General features: G+C 62.6%; 19 protein-coding genes and 2 tRNA genes. 5 read left to right on the forward strand and 16 right to left on the reverse strand.

The genetic code is table 11. The features are described 5' to 3' along the window. Positions 1-102: 102 nt before the first annotated feature. The gene (locus AC1M7R_RS17215; RefSeq protein WP_072387796.1) at positions 103-2,004 is read left to right on the forward strand and encodes a potassium transporter Kup; all 1,902 of its coding nucleotides are present in this window, start codon (positions 103-105) and stop codon (positions 2,002-2,004) included. Positions 2,005-2,105: 101 nt separating this feature from the next. On the opposite strand, the gene AC1M7R_RS17220 is transcribed toward AC1M7R_RS17215, so the two are convergent. From AC1M7R_RS17220 to AC1M7R_RS17235, 4 genes are all read right to left on the reverse strand, one after another. After that, positions 2,106-3,392, reverse strand: a complete 1,287-nt coding sequence (locus AC1M7R_RS17220; RefSeq protein WP_072387795.1) for a virulence factor family protein — start codon at positions 3,390-3,392, stop codon at positions 2,106-2,108. Next, positions 3,392-6,031, reverse strand: coding sequence for a bifunctional lysylphosphatidylglycerol flippase/synthetase MprF (gene mprF, locus AC1M7R_RS17225; protein WP_072387794.1), 2,640 nt, complete (start codon positions 6,029-6,031; stop codon positions 3,392-3,394). Before mprF ends, AC1M7R_RS17220 begins: the two co-directional genes overlap by 1 nt. Before the next feature lie 168 nt (positions 6,032-6,199). Continuing rightward, positions 6,200-6,276: transfer RNA gene (locus tag AC1M7R_RS17230), tRNA-Met, on the reverse strand. Positions 6,277-6,579: 303 nt separating this feature from the next. Continuing rightward, positions 6,580-6,656: transfer RNA gene (locus tag AC1M7R_RS17235), tRNA-Met, on the reverse strand. 280 nt (positions 6,657-6,936) lie between these two features. Between AC1M7R_RS17235 and dinB the strand changes: the two genes are divergently transcribed. Beyond that, complete coding sequence (dinB, locus tag AC1M7R_RS17240) at positions 6,937-7,998, forward strand: DNA polymerase IV (RefSeq protein WP_072387793.1); 1,062 nt, start codon at positions 6,937-6,939, stop codon at positions 7,996-7,998. 197 nt (positions 7,999-8,195) lie between these two features. Here dinB and AC1M7R_RS17245 read toward each other — a convergent pair whose 3' ends face one another. From AC1M7R_RS17245 to AC1M7R_RS17260, 4 genes are all read right to left on the reverse strand, one after another. Continuing rightward, positions 8,196-9,149 carry a hypothetical protein gene (locus tag AC1M7R_RS17245; protein WP_072387791.1) on the reverse strand — a complete coding sequence of 318 codons (954 nt, stop codon included), beginning with the start codon at positions 9,147-9,149 and terminating at the stop codon, positions 8,196-8,198. Positions 9,150-9,166: 17 nt separating this feature from the next. After that, the gene (locus tag AC1M7R_RS17250; RefSeq protein WP_072387790.1) at positions 9,167-10,882 is read right to left on the reverse strand and encodes a proline--tRNA ligase; all 1,716 of its coding nucleotides are present in this window, start codon (positions 10,880-10,882) and stop codon (positions 9,167-9,169) included. Positions 10,883-11,011: 129 nt separating this feature from the next. Further along, the gene (locus AC1M7R_RS17255; protein ID WP_072387789.1) at positions 11,012-12,571 is read right to left on the reverse strand and encodes an AmpG family muropeptide MFS transporter; all 1,560 of its coding nucleotides are present in this window, start codon (positions 12,569-12,571) and stop codon (positions 11,012-11,014) included. Between the two features lie 44 nt (positions 12,572-12,615). Continuing rightward, on the reverse strand, positions 12,616-12,969 hold the full coding sequence (locus AC1M7R_RS17260; protein ID WP_072387788.1) for an MGMT family protein: 354 nt from the start codon (positions 12,967-12,969) through the stop codon (positions 12,616-12,618). Between the two features lie 158 nt (positions 12,970-13,127). Here AC1M7R_RS17260 and AC1M7R_RS17265 point away from each other — a divergent pair, with 158 nt between their 5' ends. Then, positions 13,128-14,135 (forward strand): DUF481 domain-containing protein, encoded by a 1,008-nt coding sequence (locus AC1M7R_RS17265; protein ID WP_072387787.1) that lies wholly within the window; start codon positions 13,128-13,130, stop codon positions 14,133-14,135. 191 nt (positions 14,136-14,326) lie between these two features. On the opposite strand, the gene AC1M7R_RS17270 is transcribed toward AC1M7R_RS17265, so the two are convergent. Continuing rightward, a complete protein-coding gene (locus AC1M7R_RS17270; RefSeq protein WP_024780123.1) occupies positions 14,327-14,536 on the reverse strand; it encodes a cold-shock protein in 210 nt (69 codons plus the stop codon). A 352-nt stretch (positions 14,537-14,888) separates the two neighbouring features. Here AC1M7R_RS17270 and dcd point away from each other — a divergent pair, with 352 nt between their 5' ends. Both dcd and AC1M7R_RS17280 read left to right on the forward strand, forming a co-directional pair. After that, positions 14,889-15,455, forward strand: coding sequence for a dCTP deaminase (gene dcd / locus AC1M7R_RS17275; protein WP_017126297.1), 567 nt, complete (start codon positions 14,889-14,891; stop codon positions 15,453-15,455). Between the two features lie 101 nt (positions 15,456-15,556). Continuing rightward, positions 15,557-15,763 (forward strand): hypothetical protein, encoded by a 207-nt coding sequence (locus AC1M7R_RS17280; protein WP_072387785.1) that lies wholly within the window; start codon positions 15,557-15,559, stop codon positions 15,761-15,763. Positions 15,764-15,800: 37 nt separating this feature from the next. Here AC1M7R_RS17280 and pdeM read toward each other — a convergent pair whose 3' ends face one another. The 7 genes from pdeM to AC1M7R_RS17315 all read right to left on the reverse strand — a co-directional run bounded on the left by pdeM (position 15,801) and on the right by AC1M7R_RS17315 (position 23,366). Further along, positions 15,801-16,457, reverse strand: coding sequence for a ligase-associated DNA damage response endonuclease PdeM (pdeM, locus tag AC1M7R_RS17285; RefSeq protein WP_490609769.1), 657 nt, complete (start codon positions 16,455-16,457; stop codon positions 15,801-15,803). After that, positions 16,457-18,943 (reverse strand): ligase-associated DNA damage response DEXH box helicase, encoded by a 2,487-nt coding sequence (locus AC1M7R_RS17290; protein ID WP_490609770.1) that lies wholly within the window; start codon positions 18,941-18,943, stop codon positions 16,457-16,459. The genes pdeM and AC1M7R_RS17290 overlap by 1 nt, the downstream gene beginning before the upstream one ends. Positions 18,944-19,182: 239 nt before the next feature. Beyond that, positions 19,183-19,947, reverse strand: coding sequence for an ABC transporter ATP-binding protein (locus AC1M7R_RS17295; protein WP_072387779.1), 765 nt, complete (start codon positions 19,945-19,947; stop codon positions 19,183-19,185). A gap of 13 nt (positions 19,948-19,960) precedes the next feature. Continuing rightward, the gene (locus AC1M7R_RS17300) at positions 19,961-21,079 is read right to left on the reverse strand and encodes a succinylglutamate desuccinylase/aspartoacylase family protein (protein ID WP_072387777.1); all 1,119 of its coding nucleotides are present in this window, start codon (positions 21,077-21,079) and stop codon (positions 19,961-19,963) included. 11 nt (positions 21,080-21,090) lie between these two features. After that, the gene (locus AC1M7R_RS17305) at positions 21,091-21,801 is read right to left on the reverse strand and encodes an ABC transporter permease (RefSeq protein WP_072387775.1); all 711 of its coding nucleotides are present in this window, start codon (positions 21,799-21,801) and stop codon (positions 21,091-21,093) included. Further along, positions 21,798-22,526 carry an ABC transporter permease gene (locus tag AC1M7R_RS17310; protein ID WP_072387773.1) on the reverse strand — a complete coding sequence of 243 codons (729 nt, stop codon included), beginning with the start codon at positions 22,524-22,526 and terminating at the stop codon, positions 21,798-21,800. The genes AC1M7R_RS17305 and AC1M7R_RS17310 overlap by 4 nt, the downstream gene beginning before the upstream one ends. A gap of 57 nt (positions 22,527-22,583) precedes the next feature. Continuing rightward, the gene (locus tag AC1M7R_RS17315) at positions 22,584-23,366 is read right to left on the reverse strand and encodes a transporter substrate-binding domain-containing protein (protein ID WP_072387771.1); all 783 of its coding nucleotides are present in this window, start codon (positions 23,364-23,366) and stop codon (positions 22,584-22,586) included. Positions 23,367-23,493: the final 127 nt, after the last annotated feature.

Here is a 23,493-nt window from a genome sequence, read left to right on the forward strand (position 1 = left end):
TTTACAGTCAACTGAATACCTGTAACTAGATGTTGAGCGACGCATGGGCGTGACAAAACATGTTGCGTATAAGAAGGCGGTCTTGGGAATCAGGAGTATTGGATGGGGCAGGCAAGTAGTCAGGCGGTGGAGGCCGGGCATTCGGCCGCAAACCCGCTTAGCATGCTGGTCGCGGCGGTCGGAGTGGTTTATGGCGACATCGGCACGAGCCCGTTGTACACCCTCAAGGAAGTGTTTTCCGGTGCCTATGGCGTACCCGTCAACCATGACGGGGTGCTGGGGATCCTGTCGCTGATCTTCTGGTCGCTGATCTGGGTCGTGTCGATCAAGTACATGATGTTCGTCCTGCGTGCCGACAACCAGGGCGAGGGCGGCATCATGGCGCTCACCGCCCTGGCACGGCGGGCGGCGGGAAGCCGGGCCCGGCTGCGCACGTTGCTGGTGGTTTGCGGTCTGATCGGCGCCGCGCTGTTCTACGGCGACAGCATGATCACCCCGGCGATTTCCGTGCTCTCGGCCATCGAAGGCCTCGGGCTGGCGTTCGAGGGCATCGACCATTGGGTCGTGCCGCTGTCGCTGGTGGTGTTGGTCGCGCTGTTTCTGATCCAGCGCCATGGCACCGCGCGGATCGGCATCCTGTTCGGCCCGATCATGGTCATCTGGTTCGTGGTGCTCGGTGCGCTGGGCGTCTACGGCATCAGCCAGCAACCGGAAGTGCTGCTGGCGGTGAACCCGGCCTGGGCAGTGCGTTTCTTCGTGGTCCATCCAGGCATGGGCGTGGCGATCCTCGGTGCCGTGGTACTGGCGTTGACCGGTGCCGAAGCGCTTTACGCCGATATGGGCCATTTCGGCCGCAAGCCGATTGCCCGCGCCTGGTTTCTCCTGGTGTTGCCGGGCTTGATGCTCAACTATTTCGGCCAGGGCGCGTTGTTGCTGGGTGATCCCGAGGCGGCGCGCAACCCGTTCTATCTGCTGGCGCCGAGCTGGGCGTTGCTGCCGCTGGTGGGCCTGGCCACCCTGGCCACGGTGATCGCTTCGCAAGCGGTGATTTCCGGCGCGTTCTCCCTGACCCGTCAGGCCATCCAGCTGGGCTATATCCCGCGCATGTATATCCAGCACACTTCCAGCGCCGAACAGGGCCAGATCTACATCGGCGCGGTGAACTGGTCGTTGATGGTGGGTGTGGTGCTGCTGGTGCTGGGATTCGAATCGTCCGGCGCGCTGGCCTCGGCCTACGGCGTGGCGGTGACCGGCACCATGCTGATGACCACCATCCTGGTCTCGGCCGTGATCCTGTTGCTATGGAAATGGCCGCCTGTGCTGGCGATACCGGTACTGCTCGGTTTCCTGCTGGTGGATGGCCTGTATTTCGCGGCCAACGTGCCGAAGATCATCCAGGGCGGGGCTTTCCCCGTCATCGCCGGCATCGCCTTGTTCGTGCTGATGACCACCTGGAAGCGCGGCAAGCAGTTGCTGGTGGAGCGCCTGGACGAAGGTGCGCTGCCGTTGCCGATCTTCATCAGCAGCATCCGTGTGCAGCCACCGCATCGCGTGCAGGGTACCGCCGTGTTCCTGACGGCGCGCTCCGACGCCGTGCCCCATGCGCTGTTGCACAATCTGCTGCACAACCAGGTGCTGCACGAGCAAGTGGTATTGTTGACGGTGGTCTACGAAGACATCCCGCGAGTACCGCCGCAGCGGCGCTTCGAGGTCGATTCCTACGGCGAGGGTTTCTTCCGGGTGATCCTGCATTTCGGTTTCACCGATGAGCCGGACGTGCCGCAGGCGCTCAAGCTCTGCCACCTCGACGAGCTGGATTTCAGTCCGATGCGTACGACGTATTTCCTCAGCCGGGAAACGGTCATCGCTTCCAAGCTCGAAGGCATGGCTCGCTGGCGCGAGTTGCTGTTCGCCTTCATGCTGAAGAACGCCAACGGCAACCTGCGGTTCTTCAACCTGCCGTTGAACCGGGTGATCGAGTTGGGAACGCAGGTGGAGATGTAGGCGCGTATTCCAGTCGCCTGTCTGGACAAAGGCCCCTGTCGCGTGTAGCGGCAGGGGCCTTTTTTGTGGGCAAGGAAGTGAATTCCCGCCGCAGTGTCAGATCATTGCGCAGCGGCCTGCTGGCGCTTGTTGATCTCGTCCACTAGGCGCTTGGCCAGGGCCGGGTAGTTTTCGTCGAAGTGATGCCCGCCCGGCAGCTGGATGGCTTCACCTACCGCTGTCTTGTCGGTGCAGCCACTTTCGCCGGCTTCTTCGGCGCCATAGATGCACACCACTTTGCCGGCAGGCAACTTGGCCATTTCCGGGCCGGTGGCGGCTTCGGTGCCGGCGTTGCCCAGCCAGCCCTCGACTTCGATCTCGAAGCTGCCGGTGCGGGCGAAGGCCAGCAGGATGATCGCGTCGACCCGTTGCTGTTCGGTGGCCGGCAAGCGATTGTAGATCGCCGGCAGCACGTCGGCTCCGAAGGAGTAGCCAGTCAGGATGAAGCGCTTGGTGCCCCAGATCTGGCGGTAGTGCTGCATCAGTTCGGTCAGGTCCAGTGCGCTCTGTTCCGGGCTCTTGCGCTGCCAGTAGTAGCGCAGGGTGTCGATACCGACCACCGGATAGCCGATCCTGGCCATTTCATCGGCCACGTCACGATCCAGGTCACGCCAGCCGCCATCCCCGGAGAGGAACAGGGTCACGGTGTCCCGGGCCTGGCTGGCGGGCACTTCCACCACCGGAATGGCCAGGCCCCCCTTGCCCTTCTCGGCGCCCACCAGGATCTTGCGCAGCTCGTTGTTCAGCACTTGTGGCAAGGCGATGTCATAGTCGCTGATGCTGGTTTCGGCATTCGGTTGGTCCCGCACGAACCCGGCGCTGGTGTCATCGGGGTTATCGTTCCAGGCCACCAGCCAGTGGCCGTGGGCCGCGCTCTTGGGCAGCAGGTGGGTGCAGCCGGGTTTTTCCAGGGCCAGGTCCACCGAGACGGCCTTGGCCTTGTCATCCTTCTGCTCGGCCAGCCAGCGCCAGGCCAGCACGGCGCCAGGGCCGATGCCGCTGACCAGCGTCGCCGGTCCCTGGAGCTGCCTCAGGCCGGCTTGCAGGGCGCGTCCCTGCAACATGCAGTCCTTGGGCAGGATCACCTGGACGATCAGTGCCGAGCCGCTGCGGCTGAGTGTGCTCAGCTGAGTATCACTCAGCTTCTGCTCTTCATTGACCGCCACCAGGACCTGGGCACGCGGCTTGGTGCCGGGAACGACCCGGGTCATGGGCACGCCGTCGGCAGGCGTCAGTTGTTCAAGGGTAGGTTGCGGGGCGGGGCGGTTCCAGTACCAGTAACCACCCCCCAGGATCACCGCCAGCACCAGCAGGGCGGCCACTACATATCGCCAGGAGCGTTGCATCATCAGCGTTTCACCAGTCCAGTCAGGCCGCCCGCGATCAGGGCGGCGGTATCGGCCAGCGCCACCAGCGGATCGAGTCCGGCGGGCATGGCCATGTAACGAGGTTCCCAGTCAGGCTGGAACTTGTCTTTGAATCGGCGCAGCCCCTGGAAATTGTAGAGCTGCTCGCCACGGCGGAACACCATCGAGCCCAGGCGCTGGGTCAGCGGCGCGCCGCGACGTGGCTGCAGGCCCGACAGCGGGACCATGCCGAGGCTGAAGCGGGCGTAGCCATGGTTTTTGTAATGCTGGATCAGACCGACCATCATGAACTCCATAGTCAGCTTCGGCGCGTCGGGATGGGCACGCATCAGGTCGAGGCTGGCCAGCTCGTGACTGTGGGTTTCCAGCAGGTTGGCGAACGCCACCGGACGGCCCTCGAAGCGAATCACAGCGATGCGGAAGTGCTTGAGGTACTCGTCGCTGAAGCGGCCCAGGGAGAACCCTTTCTCGCGCACGTTCTTGCCGGTCAGCCAGGCATCGGAAATGACCTTGAGTTCATCCATCGGCGCCTGGCCCGGTTCGTGGATTTCCAGGGACAGGCCGTCCCGGGTGCCACGGTTCCAGGTGTAGCGCAGGTCCTTCATTTCCTTGCCCTTGGCCTCGAGGTCGAAACGCTTGAGGTCGATCCGGGCTTCTTCACCCAGCTTGATCGCCGTCAGGCCGATATCCATGTAGTACGGCAGGTTCTCGACCCGTACCTGGTAGAACACCGGGCGGGCGTGGTGGACATCGCACAGGTCACGGAACTGCCAGATCATTTCGGCCCGCTGCTGGGGCGGCCCGATCGGGTCATACAGCGCCACCAGGCTGCGGCCACGACGGGCATACATCAGGAAGGCTTCGTCGTTGGGATGGAACAGCAGCGCCTTGTCGCCGGTCAGGGCCAGGCCGCCGTCGGGTTGTGAAGAGGCCATCAGGATGGTCTTGGCGCGCTCCAGTTCTTGCGCCGTCGGCAAGTGGATCACTGGCCGCGCGGTGCGCAGCAGCCAGGTCAGCGAGACCACCACCAACAGCACCGCTGCCCCCAACAGCGAGCGCAGGCCGCGAGGCGCGTCGGCATCCAGGGTGAACTGCCACCACAGCTGATGACTGTAGGGAACGTCCTGGTAGGCGAACAGCAGCAGCCAGATCGACGCGCCGAGCACGCAGAGACTGGCGATCAGGAACAACGGCGAAAAGGGCAGCTCGGTGAGCCGGCTCGGACGGTAGAAGGAGCGCCGGAACACCGCCAGCAAGGCGGCCGTCAAGGTCAACAGCGTCGCTTCTTCCCAGTCGAACCCCTTGAGCAGCGAGAGCAGGGCACCCACCAGCAGCAAGACGGTGGTCAGCATCCAGGCGGCCGACAGGCGACGACGCAAGCCTTGGGCGAGCAACAGGCACAACACGCCCACCAGGCTGGCGCCGAAGTGGGACGCGTCCACCAGTCGGTGCGGGATCAGGAACCCGATATGCTCCAGGCGCGTATCGATCTCCGGCGTCACGCCGGAAAACAGCAGCACCACGCCAGACAGGAACACCAGCACCGCCAGGACCGGCGCCGCCAGGCCCGAGGCCGCCCGCAGGGTCTGGCGGGTCTGGAACAGTCGTTGTGCTTCGTTGATCAGCAACAATACGCAGGCCACCAGCATGGGCAGTAGCACGTAGATCAGGCGATACAGCAGCAGGGCGGCGGCCAGCGGTGCGGCTCCCAGCTTGTCGGCAAACGCGGCCAGCAGGATCGCTTCGAACACCCCGACGCCGCCCGGCACATGGCTCAGCACCCCGGCCGCCAATGCCAGCAGGTACACCAGCAGGAACGCGCCGAAGGGTGGCGCTTCGGGAAGCAACAGGTACAGCACCGTGGCCGCGGCCGCGACGTCCAGTGCCGTGATCACCAATTGCAGGAATGTCAGGCGTCGGCCCGGCAAGCGCAAGGTGCGGCGTCCGGCCCTGACCAGCAGGCTGTCCCGATGAGGTTGCTCCGGCAGGCGCCGGCGATAGATACCCACCGCCAGGATGCCCATGAGCAACAGTACCGCCACGGAGATCGCCGCCAACAGGGGAGCCGGAAGATGCAGCGCAGCGGAGGCGGCGGGCAGGTTGCTGAGGGTGGCCAGTGCCGCCAGTGGCGGTAGTGCACAACCCAGGGACAGGCTGGCGAACAACGTCATATGGGCGACATCCGCCGCTCCGAGGCCATGGCGGGCGTAAAGTCGGTAGCGCACCGAGCCCCCCGACAGCAGCGACAGGCCGATGGCATTGCCAATGGCGAATGCGGTGAAGCCGCCCAGGATCAATGTCTGCGGCGGCAGCGTCACGCCGGCATAACGGCTGGCGGACCATTCGTAGCCCAAGAGGATGATGAAGCCTGCGACCGTTGCTGCCACGGCGCCAAGCAGGGCGGGGCGAGGCACGTCGAGAATCGAATCGTGCAGTGCGTAAAGGTCGAGTTCGCTCAGGAGATGACGACAGGCGATCAGGGCGATCGCAAACAGCAGCAGCGTGACGGCGAGGCCGATAGGCTGTCGGTACTGACTGATCCGATCCAGCCAGCGCAATCGTTCGGCCTTGATCGGTTGTGTCGCGGAAACTGTATCTTGTGGGTCAGAGTGGGCGCGCATCAATCACCTCTTGAGCTATGCGCGACAGGATGGGGGTATCCAGCCAGGTTACCAATCCCTGCGGCAGAAAATAATTACAAAACTTTTGTAATGAAGCCGATTTTTACCAGACCTAAAAACAGCAGGCACAAAAAAGGCCACTCTTTCGAATGGCCTTTTTCAGACGTTTGGTTGCGGGAGCCGGATTTGAACCGACGACCTTCGGGTTATGAGCCCGACGAGCTACCAGGCTGCTCCATCCCGCGTCTGTGAGGCGGCATTCTACAGGCGAAAGCTTAGGTGTCAACCGTTAAAAGGTCGCGAGGTCAAATTAACGGCCAATCCGCCGTCGACGCGACTAAATGCGCGAAATCAAAAAGAATTGTCCTACAAGCCTGAAGGTCCGGGTCAGCCCATTCCCGACGGGGCGGGCTTGGCCACAGGGCAATGTCACGGCCTGCTGCCGTCTAAAGGTGAAGGGCTTATAGCAGGCGAGCCCGCTGCCAGGGGAAGACGAAACGATCGGGCACAAAAAAGGCCATTCTTTCGAATGGCCTTTTTCAGACGTTTGGTTGCGGGAGCCGGATTTGAACCGACGACCTTCGGGTTATGAGCCCGACGAGCTACCAGGCTGCTCCATCCCGCGTCTGTGAGGCGGCATTCTACAGAGGAACGATGGTCTGTCAACCCCTTGCCCTGAAAAAACTGTTCAGCTTCAAGCGCTTAGCCCTGTAGGAAAGCCATGTGACCGAGCTGTGACGCAGGCGTGGCAAGGGCTTGCGCTCTATCGCGCGCTTCGCCACGATTGAAGAAATGAATTTCTGCGACGTTCTTTTCGCTTATGAAAGATCTTGCAAACTACTGGTGCTATATACAGGTTCCGATGCGATACTGGCGGTCCGATCTATTCCACATCTCGTTTCGCTATGACGCAACGCAAAATCATCCACGTCGACTGTGACTGCTTCTATGCCGCCATCGAGATGCGCGATGACCCGCGACTGGCCGGCAAGCCCATGGCAGTCGGCGGCTCGGCGGATCGACGCGGCGTGATTGCGACCTGCAACTATGAAGCACGGGCCTATGGTGTGCGTTCGGCTATGTCGTCCGGCCATGCCTTGAAACTCTGTCCCGACCTGACCATCGTCAAGCCTCGGATGGACGCCTATCGGGAGGCGTCGAAGGAAATCCACACGATCTTCAGCGATTACACGGACCTGATCGAGCCCCTGTCCCTGGATGAGGCCTACCTGGACGTTTCCGCCAGTGCCCATTTCGGCGGCAGTGCCACCCGTATCGCTCAGGACATTCGTCGCAGGGTCTCCAATCAATTGCACATCACGGTGTCGGCCGGTGTTGCGCCAAACAAATTCCTCGCCAAGATCGCCAGCGACTGGAAGAAACCCAATGGCCTGTTCGTCATCACGCCGGATCAGGTGGAGGACTTCGTCTCGGCCCTGCCGGTCAGCAAGCTTCACGGCGTCGGCAAGGTCACCGCCGACAAACTGAACCGTCTCGGGATCGTCGATTGCCTGCAGTTGCGTCAGTGGGACAAGTTGGCGTTGGTGCGTGAGTTCGGCAGTTTCGGAGAGCGGCTCTGGAACCTGGCCCGTGGAATCGATGAGCGCCTGGTGCACAACGACAGTCGGCGACAGTCCATCAGCGTGGAGAACACCTACGATGTGGACCTGCCCGATCTGGCCAGCTGCCTCGACAAGCTGCCGGAGCTGATGCAGACCCTGAGTGGGCGCATGGCTCGCATCGACAGCAGCTATCGTCCCGGCAAGCCGTTCGTCAAAGTGAAATTCCATGACTTCACCCAGACCACCCTCGAACAGGCGGGGGCAGGGCGGGACCTGGGCAGTTATCAATCGCTCATGACCCAGGCATTCAATCGCGGTGGCAAGCCGGTACGGCTGTTGGGGATCGGGGTGCGGCTGGAGGACTTGCGGGGCGGGTACGAACAGTTGGAGTTGTTCGAGCGGTGAGGGCTCGCCAGGCGTTCCCTGTGGTAAGGGGATTCATCCCCGTTGGGCTGCGAAGCAGCCCCCGAGTAATGCATGCAATCCGTCTGATATACAGGGCTGTCAGGTTTTAGGGCTGCTTCGCAGCCCAGCGGGGCGTTGCGACGGTTTGCTTAATCCCCTCGCCACAGGGACTGCTTCGGATTCTTGGTGCTTTGGCTTCAATTGGCGCCCGGATCCGCCACCAGCCGCCCGCCGTCCTTGGTCAGGGCTTTGAGGAATTCAGTCTGCAATTCCGGATCATTGCGGGTCAGCTCGATCAGGCTCTGCTCCAGCTCGCTGGCTTCTTCTTCCAGGCCCAGCTCCGACAGGCGCTTGACCCGGTGGACCCACTGGCTCACTTCGTCGTCTTCCAGGTCGTCATAGATCAAGGCATGGGCTTCCACCAGCTTGCTGCGCAGGTTGCTGCTGATGCTCAGGGACGAATCGGTATGCACTTCGTCCAGGGTGTCCGTCACGCTGATCTGCAACTTGCCCAGATGGCTCGGGTCATGCTCGGCGAACGGGCTTTCCAGCAGGTTCAAGCGCAGCACACCGTTGCGGTCGGTGCTCAGCTCGAAGGTCTGCCGCGCAGCCTTGACCTGCACGGGGCGTTCGCTCCAGGGCAGGCTCGAATATTCGGTACGCTTGTCGCGCTGGACTTCGTCGATGCCGGCAAGGTTCTGTTGGGCGCGGCCATGGGATGGCGCGTTCATGAACGGATTGAGCCCGGCGACACCGTAGCTGATCCAGTCGTGGGTCGCGCTGTCAGGCACGTTGCCCAGGGTGAGCACATTGGCCACGTTCGCGCCGATGCCGGCCACTACCGCCACGGCGCCGAGGGGGATCTCGTAGATCTCCCGCCAGGGCTGGTAGGGCGTGTAGCGGTCGTAATGGCGCGTGACCTCGAACTCGGTGACCTCGAAGGTCTTCTGCTCGTTGATGCGTACCCGGCGCTGCGGCAGGTCGAGCACCTTGGGTTCGCCCACGTCGATCTGCAGGCTGTGATCGAGCAGTTTGCGCTCGACCCGCTCTTCGTGCTCGCTGCGTTGCGACATCTGGTTGGCGCAGCCGCTGACCAACAGGGCGCCGCACAATGCGGCGCCACCGAGGCCTAAGGTGTTTCGCTTGAACATGACGTCTCTATCTGGTGTCAGCGGCGGATACGAGCCTGGAGGAAAGAGAGCACGTCGGCGACCGGCAGCGCTTGCGGCTCGGCCTCGGTACGGCTCTTGTATTCCAGGTTGCCTTCGGCCAGGCCGCGATCACTGACGACGATCCGGTGCGGGATGCCGATCAGTTCCATGTCCGCGAACTTGATGCCGGGGCTGGTTTTCTTGTCGCGATCGTCCAGCAGCACTTCGAAGCCGGCGGCCGTCAGTTCGGCGTAGAGCTTGTCGGTGGCTTCGCGTACCAGGTCGGTCTCGTAGCGCAACGGCACCAGGGCGATCTGGAACGGCGCCAGGGCGTCGCTCCAGATGATGCCTTTCTCGTCGTTGTTCTGCTCGATGGCCGCCGCCACGACACGGGAGACGCCGATACCGTAGCAACCCATTTCCAGGGTGACCGGCTTGCCATTCTCGCCCAGCACTTCGCACTTCATCGCCTTGCTGTACTTGTTGCCCAGCTGGAAGATGTGCCCGACTTCGATGCCGCGCTTGATTTCCAGCACGCCCTTGCCGTCCGGGCTCGGGTCGCCCGCCACGACGTTGCGCAGGTCGGCGACGGTAGGAACGGGCAGGTCACGTTCCCAGTTCACGCCGAAATAGTGCTTGTCGTCGATGTTGGCGCCGATGGCGAAGTCGCTCATCAATGCCACCGAGCGGTCGATGATGATCGGCAGCGGCAGGTTCAGCGGGCCAAGGGAGCCGGCACCGGCGCCGATGGCATCGCGCAGCTCGGCGTCGGTGGCCATGACCAGCGGGCTGGCGACGCCTGGCTGGTTGGCGGCCTTGATTTCGTTCAGCTCATGGTCGCCACGGATGATCAGGGCGATCAGCTTGCCCTCTTCTTCGGCGCGGACGATCAGGGTCTTGATGGTGCGCTCGATGGGCAGGTTGTAGCCTTCCACCAGTTGGGCGATGGTCTTGGTGTTCGGGGTGTCCACCAGGCGCAGCTCTTCGCTCGGCGCGGGACGGAAGGTTTCCCGTGGCACGGCTTCGGCTTTCTCGATGTTGGCGGCGTAGTCCGAGCCGTTGCTGAAGACGATGTCGTCTTCGCCGGATTCGGCCAGTACGTGGAACTCGTGGGAGCCCGCGCCGCCGATGGAGCCGTTGTCGGCCTCGACCGGCCGGAACTTCAGGCCCAGGCGGGTGAATACGTTGCAGTACGCCTGGTGCATGCGGTCGTAGGTGACCTGCAGCGATGCCAGGTCGGTATGGAACGAGTAGGCGTCCTTCATGATGAATTCGCGCCCGCGCATCAGGCCGAAACGTGGACGGATCTCGTCACGGAACTTGGTCTGGATCTGATACAGGTTGATGGGCAGCTGCTTGTAGCTGCTCAACTCGTTGCGCATCAGGTCGGTGATCACTTCCTCGTGAGTCGGGCCGGCGCAAAAGTCGCGACCGTGGCGGTCCTTGATGCGCAGCAACTCGGGGCCGTACTCTTCCCAGCGCCCGGACTCCTGCCACAACTCGGCCGGTTGGGTGCCCGGCATCAACACTTCCAGAGAGCCGGCGGCGTTCATTTCTTCACGCACGATGGCTTCCACCTTGCGCATGACTCGCAGGCCCATCGGCAGCCAGGTGTACAGGCCCGAAGCGAGTTTGCGGATCATGCCGGCACGCAGCATCAGTTGATGGCTGATCACGACGGCGTCGGAAGGCGTTTCTTTCTGTGTGGCGAGCAAAAATTGACTGGTGCGCATGGTTGGCCGTTGTCGGTTGCTGATGACTGGAAGTGACGGAGCATTGTACGGGCGAGATGCCCTGGCGTACAGGCGCGTGGCTGCTCCCCGGGTGCGAACGCCGGTTTCCCCGGCGGTTACTGAAGTTTCCTACGAATCTTCCGCGGGTCGGGTGGGTGCCGGCTCCACAGGCGTGGTTTCGCCCTGGCGACGGTTCTCCTGGAACCAGTGCAGGCCGATCAGCAGCAGGGTCGGCACACCCAGCAGGGCGGTGATCAGGAAGAAGTTATGGTAGCCGAACTTTTCCACCATCACCCCGGAATAGCCGCCGATCAAGCGTGGCAGCAACAGCATGATCGAGCTGAGCAAGGCGTACTGGGTGGCAGAGAATTTCAGGTTGGTCAGGCTCGACAGGTACGCCACGAATGCCGAGGTGGCGAGGCCCGAGCTGAAGTTGTCCAGCGAGATGGTCACCACCAGCATGTTCAGGTTGGGGCCCATGTCGGTGAGGATCAGGAACAGGATATTGGTGGCGGCCGAGGCGATGCCACCGATGAGCAGGATCGGCAGGATGCCGAAGCGCACGATCAGCAGGCCGCCCATGCCGGCGCCGACGAGGGTCATGATCAACCCGAAGATCTTGCTGACGCTGGCGATCTGGTCCTTGGTGAAGCCCTGGTCGATGTAGAACACGTTGGCCATGACGCCCATCACGGTGTCGGACATCCGGTACGTGGCGATCAGTCCGAGCAGCAGCAGCGCCTGCCAGCGATAGCGCAGGATGAAATCGTTGATGGGCGTCAGCACCGGCGCCAACCCGCGGCGCCCCATGGCCGACAGGCACATGGCGGTCAGGATGATGTAGAGGATGGCCCGCAGGAAGGCGCGATCTTCGAGCAGCAGGTCCAGCAGGCTCACCCCTTCGAACAGCACGCTGGCGAAATCGGTGTTGTAGAGCTGGGTGAACATGGCCGGGACCGACACCAGCAGCACGATGAGCACGAACACCGACGCCAGCTGGTGGACGAAGGTGTAGCGTCCGGCCTGCAGTTGCGTGCGCAACGGCACAGGCGGTTCGCGCATGAACAGCGAGGTGAGCAGGGCCGGCACCATCAGCACGCCGAACAACAGGTAGGTGCCGGCCCAGGCCGAGTGCTTGTAGCTGAAGCCGGTGGAGCCAAATCCTTCGGCGAAGAACAGGGCGCCCGCAGTGGCCAGCAACGCGGCGACCCGATAGCCGGACATGTAGCTGGCGGCCAGGGCTGCCTGGCGGGTGTCGTCGACGATCTCCAGGCGATAGGCGTCGACGGCGATGTCCTGGGTGGCCGAGGCGAAGGCCACGATCACCGCGATGGCGATCAACCAGGAGAGGTGTTTTTGCGGGTCGCAGAAACCCATGCCGATCAGGCCCAGGATCACCAGGCCCTGGGAGAGCACCAGCCAGGAACGGCGTCGCCCCAGTTTGCCCAGCAGTGGCAGGCGCCACTGGTCGAGCAGCGGCGACCAGACCCACTTGAAGGCGTATGCCAGGCCGATCAGGCTCGCGTAGCCGATGGTTTCGCGGGCCACGCCAGCCTCGCGCAACCAGACCGAAAGCGTGGAAAACACCAGCATGTAGGGCAAGCCGGCGGCGAAGCCAAGCAGCAACAGCACGAGCGTCGAGGGACTGGCATAGGCGGCGAGGGCGGCGCGCCAGGTTTTACGGGGCATGGGCTGAAGTCTGCCTCAAAAATTGCGAAAACAAAGCGCGCACTCTAACCGCTGTGCTCTACCGGGCGCCAGCCATGACGCCGAATATCAACACGATTGTTCAGGACACTGATGCCCTCCAGGCGCAGGCGTGCCCGCTGTTCGTCCCCTGAAGCGCTGCCCGCCGGCAGGCTGATCCGACCGCCGGCACCCAGCACCCGGTGCCAGGGCAGTCGGGTGTCCTCGGGCAACTGGCTGAGGGTTCGGCCGACCCAGCGGGCCGCACGGCCCAGGCCGGCCATTTCGGCGAGCTGACCATAGGTGACCACCTTGCCGGCCGGCACCTGCGCCAGGGTCAGGTAAAGAGTGGTGCGGCGGATTTGCGCGGCGTCTTCGGTGGCCGCTGGAAGATCAGTCACATTGGGTTTTCCTGAAAGAAGTGTCCGTCCGTAGATTAATTCCTACAGGACCGGTTGAGAAATGAACTCATTCCCCATACGCGGGTCAGTCGTTGCTGAGGTGTCATCCCGGGGGATAATGCCGCCTTTTCACCGAAAACTTGAGCCCATTATCGCTTATGTTGTCCAGAACCCTGTTATGCCTAGCTGTCACCAGCGCCTCCATGCCCTTGCTTGCCGATACCGTCTGGCTGAAGAACGGCGACAAGCTTAGCGGAAAGATCACCGTTTTCGATGGCGGCAAATTGCTGATCCAGACCGAGTATGCGGGTGCGGTCCCCATCGACTGGAACCAGGTCAAGACCCTTGAGAGCGACCAGCAGCTACTGGTCAAGCAGGACGCCTACTCCGGTGAAAAAGCCAAGGCCCTGCAAGCGGCCGACGACGGCAAGGTCACCCTGGCCAACGGTGACGAACCCAAGACGGTGGAATTGGCGAGTATCCAGCAGATTCTCAAGCCCAAGCCGGTGGTCGAAGACCTGGTGTGGAAGGGCAACATCGATGCCGCGCTGGATTATCAACGCGCGGAAAACGATACCGACGATTACGACATCGATTTCAAGACTTCGGCGCGCCATGGCCGATGGCGGCATACCGCCGAGGGCGAATACAACCGTGAATTCCAGGATGACGTGGTTTCGGCCGATAACTGGAGGCTGGAATATTCCCTGGACCGGTTCCTGACGGACAAGTGGTTCTGGCAGGGTCGCCTCAATTACAAGCGCGACAAGGTCGAAGACCTGGCCCGCCAGCGCGTGGTGGGTACCGGTCCGGGCTATCAGTTCTGGGATGACGAACTCGGGGCGTTCTCGCTGGGCTCGCTGTTGAACCGCACGGACTACGAGTACCGGGACGGCGGCAAGGACAATTTCTATTCCGTTGCCATGAAGTGGGACTACAACCGCTATCTCATAGGCAAGCGCGTCGAGTTCTTTACCAACGGCGAAGTGGGCAAGCCGCTGTCCGGGGTCGCGGAGTATGCCTATGACGCCGAGGTGGGGCTGCGCTACAAGGTCACCGACTGGGCATCGCTCAACCTCAAGGCCGAGAAGGATGTCATCGAGGGCACCGAGGACAGCGACCTGAGCAAGACCCGCTACACGGCCGGGTTTGGCGTGACCTGGTAATCCCGGGCCAGGGATAAACCCTGTGGGAGCGAGCCTGCTCGCGATAGCGGCAGATCAGCCATACCCAGGCTGACTGACAAATGGCTATCGCGAGCAGGCTCGCTCCCACAGTTTTTTTGTGCCTGGTTAAAGCAGGCAGGCATAAAAAAGCCCCGCTTTTGAGGGCGGGGCTTTTGCTGGATCAGGAACAGTTAGATAACTGTTACTTCTTCAGCTTGCATGCCTTTCTGGCCGCGGGTAGCGACGAAAGAAACCTGCTGGCCTTCTTTCAGGCTTTTGAAGCCGTCAGATTGGATGGCTTTGAAGTGTACGAACAGATCGTCACCGGATTGTGGGGTGATGAAGCCGAAGCCTTTTTCATCGTTGAACCACTTGACGGTACCGGTTTGGCGATTAGACATGGTGTAACTCCTTGGACAAAGATAACTGCGACTCAGGAAGAACCCTGGCCGAGACTGAGTGCAAAGAGCAGGAAAAATTCTTGTAGATGGTTGGATCGAAATTCAACATATCGTGTAGAGATTCTCAGTGACACAAGCAGCACAGTGACGCCACCTTAACCCTTTTTCCGTAACGTGCCAATGGTCTTTGCGAAGGTTTCTCGGTTTTAGTGACTGACGGCGCGCGCGATTGCCGGCAGGCCCCGTAAATCAAGGCGGATCGGCGAGATTTGCTCGCTGCACTTTGAACCCGTCCCGCGCCCCGGTAAGATGCCGGACAGTTTTTCTCCACCTCGCTATCAGGACACCCGCCATGAGCATCAAATCGGACAAGTGGATTCGCCGCATGGCGCAAGAGCACGGCATGATCGAGCCTTTCGTGGAGCGCCAGATGCGTGGCGAAGGCGCCGACCGGCTGATTTCCTTCGGTGTCTCCAGCTACGGCTACGACGTACGCTGCGCCGATGAGTTCAAGGTGTTCACCAACATCAATTCGGCCACTGTCGACCCGAAGAACTTCGACGAGAAGAGTTTCGTCGACATCAAGAGCGACGTCTGCATCATCCCACCGAACTCCTTCGCCCTGGCACGCACGGTCGAGTACTTCCGCATCCCGCGCAACGTGTTGACCATCTGCCTGGGCAAGAGCACCTATGCCCGTTGCGGCATCATCGTCAACGTCACGCCGCTGGAACCGGAGTGGGAAGGGCACGTGACCCTGGAGTTTTCCAACACCACCACCCTGCCGGCGAAAATCTACGCCAACGAAGGCGTGGCGCAGATGCTGTTCCTCGAGTCCGATGAAGAGTGCGAAGTGTCCTACAAGGACCGTGGCGGCAAATACCAGGGTCAACGCGGTGTGACATTGCCGCGTACCTGATTCTGACGAGTTGTTGGAATTCCTGAGCGGGCAGACACTCTATCCAGATGTACTGCCCGTTTTTGCCTCAGCGCGACGGGCCTTCGCTCAGGAGTAGCTCTATGAAGATCGATCCGCGCATCAGTGCCGAACTGGCAAGGCTTGAGCCCAACCAGATCGGCGTCCTGGCTTGGTCCTTGCTGGCCCACCCTGTCGAAGCAGCGGGAGGCATACCCGGCCAACCCGATCCCGACACCCCCAACGAGCAACCCACCGAACCCGGCGAGCCGACCTTGCCGGACGAGCCGCCTCCCGCCCCTGTAGCCTGACGAAAGGCTGGCCCATCGATCGAACACCGGCAGTGTTTCAGTCGATGGGCCAGATTTCGTTGTCGCCGATCACGAATATCCGGCAGTCGTTGCCCTGCTCGATCCGATAACCCCCTGTGAACGCGCCAAAGGCGGGCAGGAGGCTGATCTCGCTGCCCAGGCGAAAACAGGCCAGGCGAAGGCGCTGGCGCCCCTTTCCACTGAGGTGGTAGACCGGGTGCACGTGCCCGGCCAGGACATGACGGCTCGGGTGTGGCTCGGGCTCGTGCTGCACAGCGAAAGGGCCCAGCAGCAAAGGCTCCGGTACGACGCGAATGTTCAGCGCGGGCGGTGGGTCGCCGGCGCGCTTGTCGTGGTTGCCGCGAATCAGCGTGATCGCCAGGTGCGGATGTCGTTCACGCCATTGGGAAAGCGCCTTCAGGGTGCCCGGCGCATGGGATCCCGGGCCGTGGAGAAAATCCCCAAGGAAGATCAGTTGCCGGCACGGCAGGCTTGCCAGCAGCGAGTCCAGGGCCTCGATGTTGCTGGCGGTGGTGCCGTGTGGCACTGGCTGGCCGAGGCTGCGGTAGGCGGCGGCCTTGCCGAAATGGGCATCCGCCACCATCAGGGTTTCCTGGGCGGGCCAGTACAGGGCTTTCTGGGGCAACAGCCAGAGTTCTTCGCCGGCCAGATGGACAGGATACGGGGCGGGCATCAGCGATCACCCCGATCGGCGGTTTCTTCCAGCTCGCTGACCATCCGGCGGATCCGATCGGCCAGTTTTTCCGAACTCATGCTCTCCCTGAACCGCTCCACCAGCAACGGGAACCCCAGGGGAGTGGGGCGCTGGATGGCATGCAGGTCCAGTGTCAGGGTATCGAGGCGTTCCAAGGTCTGCTCCAGTCGACGTATATCCAGTTCTTCACGCAGGACCTCTTCCCCGGCCTGGGCCAGCAAGAGGTTATCGGCGTCGTATTGCTTGAACACCTGAAAGAACAACCCGCTGGACGCCTGGACCTGCCGGGTACTTTTGGGCGCGCCGGGGTAACCGGCGAATACCAGTCCGGCGATCCGGGCGATTTCACGAAAGCGCCGCAGGGCCAGTTCCCCGGCATTGAGACTGGCAAGCACGTCGGCCAGCAGGTTGTCCGTGCTCAGGAGCGCGCCATCGAGCTGTCGCGACCAATCCACCGCCGTGGCGCTGAGCAGTTCCAGGCCGTAATCGTTGACCGCGATGGAAAACGTCAGGGGCTGCCGCTGGCTGATGCGCCACGCCAGCAGGCTGGCAAGCCCCAGGTGCACCTGGCGTCCGGCGAACGGATACAGGAACAGATGCCAGCCTTCACGGGATTTCAGGGTCTCGGCCAGCAGCGTCTGCTGCGTGGGCAAGCCGGACCAGCGCTGCTGGGTCGACAGCAGCGGTTGCACTGCCTGCATTTCCGGCCCCTGGAAACGCCCCGCGGCGGCTTCGCTCAGGCGTGCCACCACGGCGGCGGCCAGTTCGCTGGAAAGTGGCATCCGCCCGCCGTTCCAGCGTGGCACGGCGGCCTTTTTCGCCTGGCTGCGACGTACATAGGCGGTCATGTCTTCGACTCGCACCAACTCCAGCAAGCGCCCGGCGAAGAGAAAACCGTCACCGGGACGCAGGCGGGCGATGAAGCCTTCCTCCACGCTGCCCAGGGTCTTGCCGCCTCCACCCTTGCTCCAGAATTTCAGCTGCAGGCTGGCGTCGCTGACGATGGTGCCGATGCTCATGCGATGGCGCCGGGCCAGGCGTGCGTCGGGTACCCGCCAGACGCCCTGTTCGTCGGGCTCTACCCTTCGGTAGTCGGGGTAGGCTGTCAACGACAGGCCGCCATGGCGCACGAACGCCAGGGCCCAGGCCCATTCGGCTGCGTTCAGGTCGCGATAGGCCCAGGCACCCCGTACTTCCTCGAACAACGCCTCGGGAATGAAGCCGCCGCCCAGGGCCATGCTGACCAGATGTTGCACCAGGACATCCAGAGGCTTGTGGGGCGATTCCCGAGGTTCGATGCGCCGTTGCGCCACGGCATCCTGGGCGGCGGCCGCCTCGATCAGTTCCAGGCTGTGGGTCGGCACCAGGGTGACCCGCGAGGTCCGGCCCGGCGCGTGGCCGGAGCGTCCGGCTCGCTGCATCAGCCGTGCCACGCCCTTGGCCGAGCCGATCTGCAGCGCCCGCTCCACCGGCAGGAAATCCACCCCCAGATCCAGGCTCGAGGTGCATACCACGGCCCTGAGCTGGCCGTCCTTCAGGGCCCGTTCGACCCAATCCCGGGTCTCGCGGGACAGCGAGCTGTGATGCAATGCGATCAGGCCGGCCCAGTCGGGCCTGGCTTCCAGCAAGGCCTGGTACCAGATCTCCGATTGGGCCCGGGTGTTGGTGAAGACCAGGCAACTGCTGCTGGCCTCGATTTCGGCGACGACCTGGGGCAGCATCTTCAGGCCGATGTGTCCGGCCCAGGGGAACCGTTCGAGGGCGGGAGGGATCAGCGTGTCGACTTGCAATGCCTTGGCGTTGGCTCCTTGCACGCTGACCCCGTTGCCTTGGGGAATCAATACCTGCTCGGCGTGGGCCTGGTTGCCGAGGGTGGCGGACACCCCCCAGACGATGAGTCCGGGGTGCCAGTGCCGCAAGCGCGCCAAAGCCAGCTGCAGCTGCACGCCGCGCTTGTTGCCGAGCAGCTCGTGCCATTCGTCCACTACGACCATGCGCAAGGTCGAGACGGCGGCTTGCGCATCGGCCCGGGCAAGCAGCAGGGTCAGGCTTTCAGGCGTGGTGATCAGCGCGGTAGGCAGGCGCCTGCCCTGGCGGGCCCGTTCGCTGGCGCTGGTGTCCCCGGTGCGCAGTCCGACGCTCCAGTTGATCTGCAGCGGCGCCAGCGGTGCTTCGAGTGCCTTGCCGGTGTCGGCGGCCAGCGCCCGCATGGGCGTGATCCACAGGACGGTCAGCGGTTCGGCCGGTGGCTTGCGTTTGCGAGGTTTATCCGGCGGCGGTGCCGGATGGGCAAAACGATCGAGGGCGGCAAACCATACCGCGTAGGTCTTGCCCGCGCCGGTGCTGGCGTGCAGCAGCCCGCAGTCGCCTCGTTTTACCGCGGCCCATACCTGTTTCTGAAAGGCGAACGGCTTCCAGCCGCGGGCGCCGAACCACTGGTTTGCGAAATTGTTGGATGTCGCCATGCCTGCCGCGCGCGTCCTGAAAGTCCTTCTTCAGAGACCACGGCGGGCTATGAAAGGTTTTAAAGAACCCTGTGGCGAGGGATTCATCCCCGCTGGACTGCGAAGCAGCCCGAAAGCTCAGGAATGATTTGCCAGACGCACCGAGGCGATCGACTGAGGAGCAGCTGCGCAGCCCAACGGGGATGAATCCCCTCGCCACAAGAGCGGTAGCTGGCCCCTCGATTCAGCTACGCCGAGGGTTATTTCAGGTTGCCACTGAGGAACTGCTTGAGTCGTTCGCTCCTGGGATTGCCCAGCACGTCTTCCGGCGCGCCTTCTTCTTCCACCAGCCCCTGATGCAGGAACAGCACCTGGTTCGAGACCTTGCGGGCGAAGCTCATTTCATGGGTCACCATGATCATGGTCCGACCTTCTTCGGCCAGGCCCTGGATGACCTTCAGCACTTCACCCACCAACTCGGGGTCCAGGGCGGAAGTGGGTTCGTCGAACAGCATCACCTCCGGCTCCATCGCCAGGGCCCGGGCGATGGCCACCCGCTGTTGCTGGCCGCCGGAAAGAAACGCCGGGTATTGCTCGGCGACCCGCGCCGGCAGGCCAACCTTGTCGAGGTAGCGACGGGCACGGGCCTCGGCCTCCTGCTTGTCGACCCCCAGCACCCGGCGTGGCGCCATGGTGATGTTTTCCAGTACGGTCATGTGGCTCCACAGGTTGAAGTGCTGGAACACCATGGCCAGGCGCGTGCGGATGCGTTGCAGTTCGTTCGGGTCGGCCACGTGCATGCCGTGGTGATCCTTGACCATGCGGATCGATTGGCCGTCCAGGCTCATGGCGCCGTCGTTGGGTTGTTCCAGGAAGTTGATGCAGCGCAGGAAGGTGCTTTTCCCCGAACCGCTGGCGCCGATCAGGCTGATGACGTCGCCGGTCCTGGCCTTGAGGGAAACGCCTTTGAGCACCTGATGTTGGCCATAGCTTTTGTGCAGGCCTTCGATGGTCAGTTTGTACATGGAGCATGCATCCTCAAGGCGAAAGTAGGTAACCGCTGCGGTAGGCCTCGGTGCCGGCGACATGGGCGATCACCATGCCGGCGGTGGCCATGCGACGCAGGGAGCGGGCATACATCAGCCCGGCATTGCGGCAGTGGACGGGGGTGACGGTGTCGTTGACCGGGTCGATGATTTGCGCCACCAGTTGCCCGGCCTCCAGGTATTCGCCGGGCAGCGCGCTGTACACCAGCAGCCCGCCGACAGGCGTCGCCACCGGCTCGACGCCGGCCAGGGGCGTGGCCGGGTAAGGCAGGTCGGGCAAAGGCATCGGCTCGCCCTCGATGGCGCCGTAGCGGATCAGGTATTCGATCAGGGCCTGGCAGTCCAGGCTCGCGAGGCCGTGGTTGACGTCGCCCTGGCCGCGCAATTCGACGGTGACCGAAAAACTGCCCAGGGGAATCTCGAACCGGTCGCCGAAGCGCTCCTTGAGCTGCCACCAGAGCAGGGTGAAGCACTCGTCGAACGATTGGCCCCCCGAGTCGGTAGCCAGCAGGCAGGCCTCGGCGCCGATGTAGCGGGCCAGCGGCTCGACCTGGGGCCAGGCCTCGGGCGTGGTGTAGAGGTGGGCCACGGCTTCGAAGTCGCAATGCAGGTCCAGCACCATGTCGGCGTCGCAGGCCAGCCGTTGCAGCACCAGGCGCAGGGATTGCAGTTGCGTACTGGCGGTCTGTCGGGCCAGGGCGTCGCGCAGGCTGGTGCGGATCAGCATCAGGTTGTGTTGTGGATCCTGGGTCAGCAGCTCTTCGATCTCGTTGCCGATTTCTTCGCTCAGGTCGACGAACCGGCGATTGAAGTTCTGCCCGCTCTCGAGCTCGTAGCGGCCCAGGGGTACGTCCATCAGCACTTGTTCCAGGCCGATGGGATTGGCCACCGGTACCAGGACGATTTCGTGGCGCAGGTGGCCGGAGGCTTCCAGTTCCGCCAGGCGTTGCTTGAGGTGCCAGGCCACCAGCATGCCGGGCAATTCGTCGGCGTGCAGGGATGACTGGATGTAGATTTTACCGGCGGCGTTTTCCGGGCCGAAGTGAAAGCTGTGGATCTTGCGTGCGGTCCCCGGCAGCGGGGCCAGCAGGTCATGAATCTGGTGGCGCATTTACGTGAACCTTAGTGAGTCGGGCCGAGGAAGGCCAGCCAACGACGTTCGGCGAGGCGGAAGAGTCCCACCAGTGCAAAGGTGACGCTCAGGTAGATCAACGCGGCGATCCCGAACGACTGGAAAGTCAGGAAGGTGGCCGAGTTGGCGTCCCGGGCGACTTTCAGTACGTCTGGAACGGTAGCGGTGAATGCCACTGTCGTCGAGTGCAGCATCAGGATCACTTCGTTGCTGTAGTAAGGCAGCGAGCGCCGCAGCGCCGACGGCATGATCACGTAGGCGTACAGTTTCCAGCCGGTCAGGCCATAGGCCTTGGCCGCTTCCACCTCGCCATGGTTCATGCTGCGAATCGCCCCGGCGAAGATTTCCGTGGTGTAGGCGCAGGTGTTCAGGGCGAAGGCCAGGATGGTGCAGTTCATCGCGTCCCGGAAGAAGCTGTCGAGCAACGGCTGGGCGCGCACCGCCGCGATGCTGTAGATGCCGGTGTAGCAGATCAGCAACTGGATATAGAGCGGTGTACCGCGGAACAGGTAGGTGTAGAACTGCACCGGCCAGCGCACGTAGAACCTGGGCGAGACCCGGGCGATGGACAGCGGGATGGACATCACGAAGCCGATCAGCAGCGAAGCGCTGAGCAACCACAAGGTCATCGCCAGGCCCGTGACGTTGACGCCGTCGCTGTAAAGGAACGGTCGCCAGTATTCCTGCAGGAGTTCGATCATCGCACGGCCTCCCGGGCTCCGGCGGCATAGCGACGTTCCAGCCAGCGCAGGATGACATTGGAGGCACTGGTGATCAGCAGATAGATCAGTGCCGCCAGTACCAGGAAGTAGAACAGCTGATAGGTGCTCTTGCCCGCGTCCTGGGCCGCCTTGACCAGGTCGGCCAGGCCGATGATCGACACCAGCGCGGTGGCCTTGAGCATCACCATCCAGTTATTGCCGATGCCCGGCAGGGCGAAGCGCATCATTTGCGGGAACACGACGAAACGGAAGCGCTGGCCACGCTTGAGGCCATAGGCCGTGGCCGCTTCGACCTGGCCCCGGGGAACCGCGAGGATCGCGCCGCGAAAGGTTTCGGTGAAGTACGCGCCATAGATGAAGCCCAGGGTGATGACCCCGGCGCCGAACGGGTTGATCTCGATGTATTCCCATTCCATGAAATCGGTGAAAGAGGTCAGCCAGGTTTGCAGGCTGTAGAAGATCAGCAGCATCAGCACCAGGTCCGGTACGCCGCGAATCAGCGTGGTGTAGAGCTGGGCTGGAATTCGCAGCAGTTTTAGGCGCGACAGCTTGGCGCTGGCGCCCAGCAGGCCGAGCAGGACACTCAGCAACAGGGACAAGGCCGCCAACTTGATGGTCATCCAGGTGCCTTGCATCAGCAGCGGGCCGAAACCCTGCAGGCTGAAGGCCGAGAGCCCCAGATTTTGTAGGAGTTGTTCGAACATGGAGAATGCCTTTGGCAGAAAAAAAGCGCCCGTCCGAGGCCGGACGGGCGCCGCGCATTATTTGCCGCTGTACAGATTCAGATCGCCAAAGTGTTTTTTCTGGATTTCGGCGTACTTGCCGTCATCGTGTAACGCTTTGATACCTTTGTCCAAAAGCGCCTTCAGCTCTTTGTTACCTTTCTTGATACCGATGGCGGTCTTGGACGGCAGCAGTTCGCTGTCCACCGGCTTGCTGACTTCATAGTCGACGCCCTTGGGCGATTTCAGGAAGCCCAGCTCGGCCTGGAGCATGTCCTGGATCGCGCCGTCGAGGCGGCCGGAGGTCAGGTCGGCGTAGACCTGGTCCTGGTTCTGGTAGGCCTGGGTCTTGACGCCGGCCTTGTCCAGCACGGCCTTGGCGTAGGCTTCCTGGATGGTGCCTTGCTCGTAGCCGATGGTCTTGCCCTTGAGCGAAGCGACGTCTTCACTCAGGCCCGAGCCTTTCTTGAACACGTAGGCGGTCGGGCCGGAGAACAGTTCGCTGGAGAAGTCGATGACTTTTTCCCGGGCCGGGGTAACGGTCATGGAAGAAATCACGCCGTCGAACTTATTGGCCTTCAGGCCCGGGATCATGCCGTCGAAATCGCTTTCGACCCATTTGCATTTGACTTTCAGTTCCTCGCAGATCGCGTTGCCCAGGTCGATGTCGAAACCGACCAGGCTGCCATCGGCGGCCTTGGATTCAAACGGGGCGTAGGACGGGTCGACACCAAAACGCAGTTCCTTGTATTCCTTGGCCGTGGCGACGCCAGCAGCCATGCACAATGCCAGTGCAGAAAGGGTCAGCAGTGCTTTTTTCATTATCGAGTCCCTAGAACCAAAGGTGAGCGCTTGTGGCGCGTTAAGTGTTGTTACCGGCAATGGTGAGAACGGTAGACGGCAAAAAGATAGCAATTTCCGAACCAGAGTGGCGAACAGGCGTTTAAAA

The organism is Pseudomonas sp. MS01C9 (genome assembly GCF_058202755.1).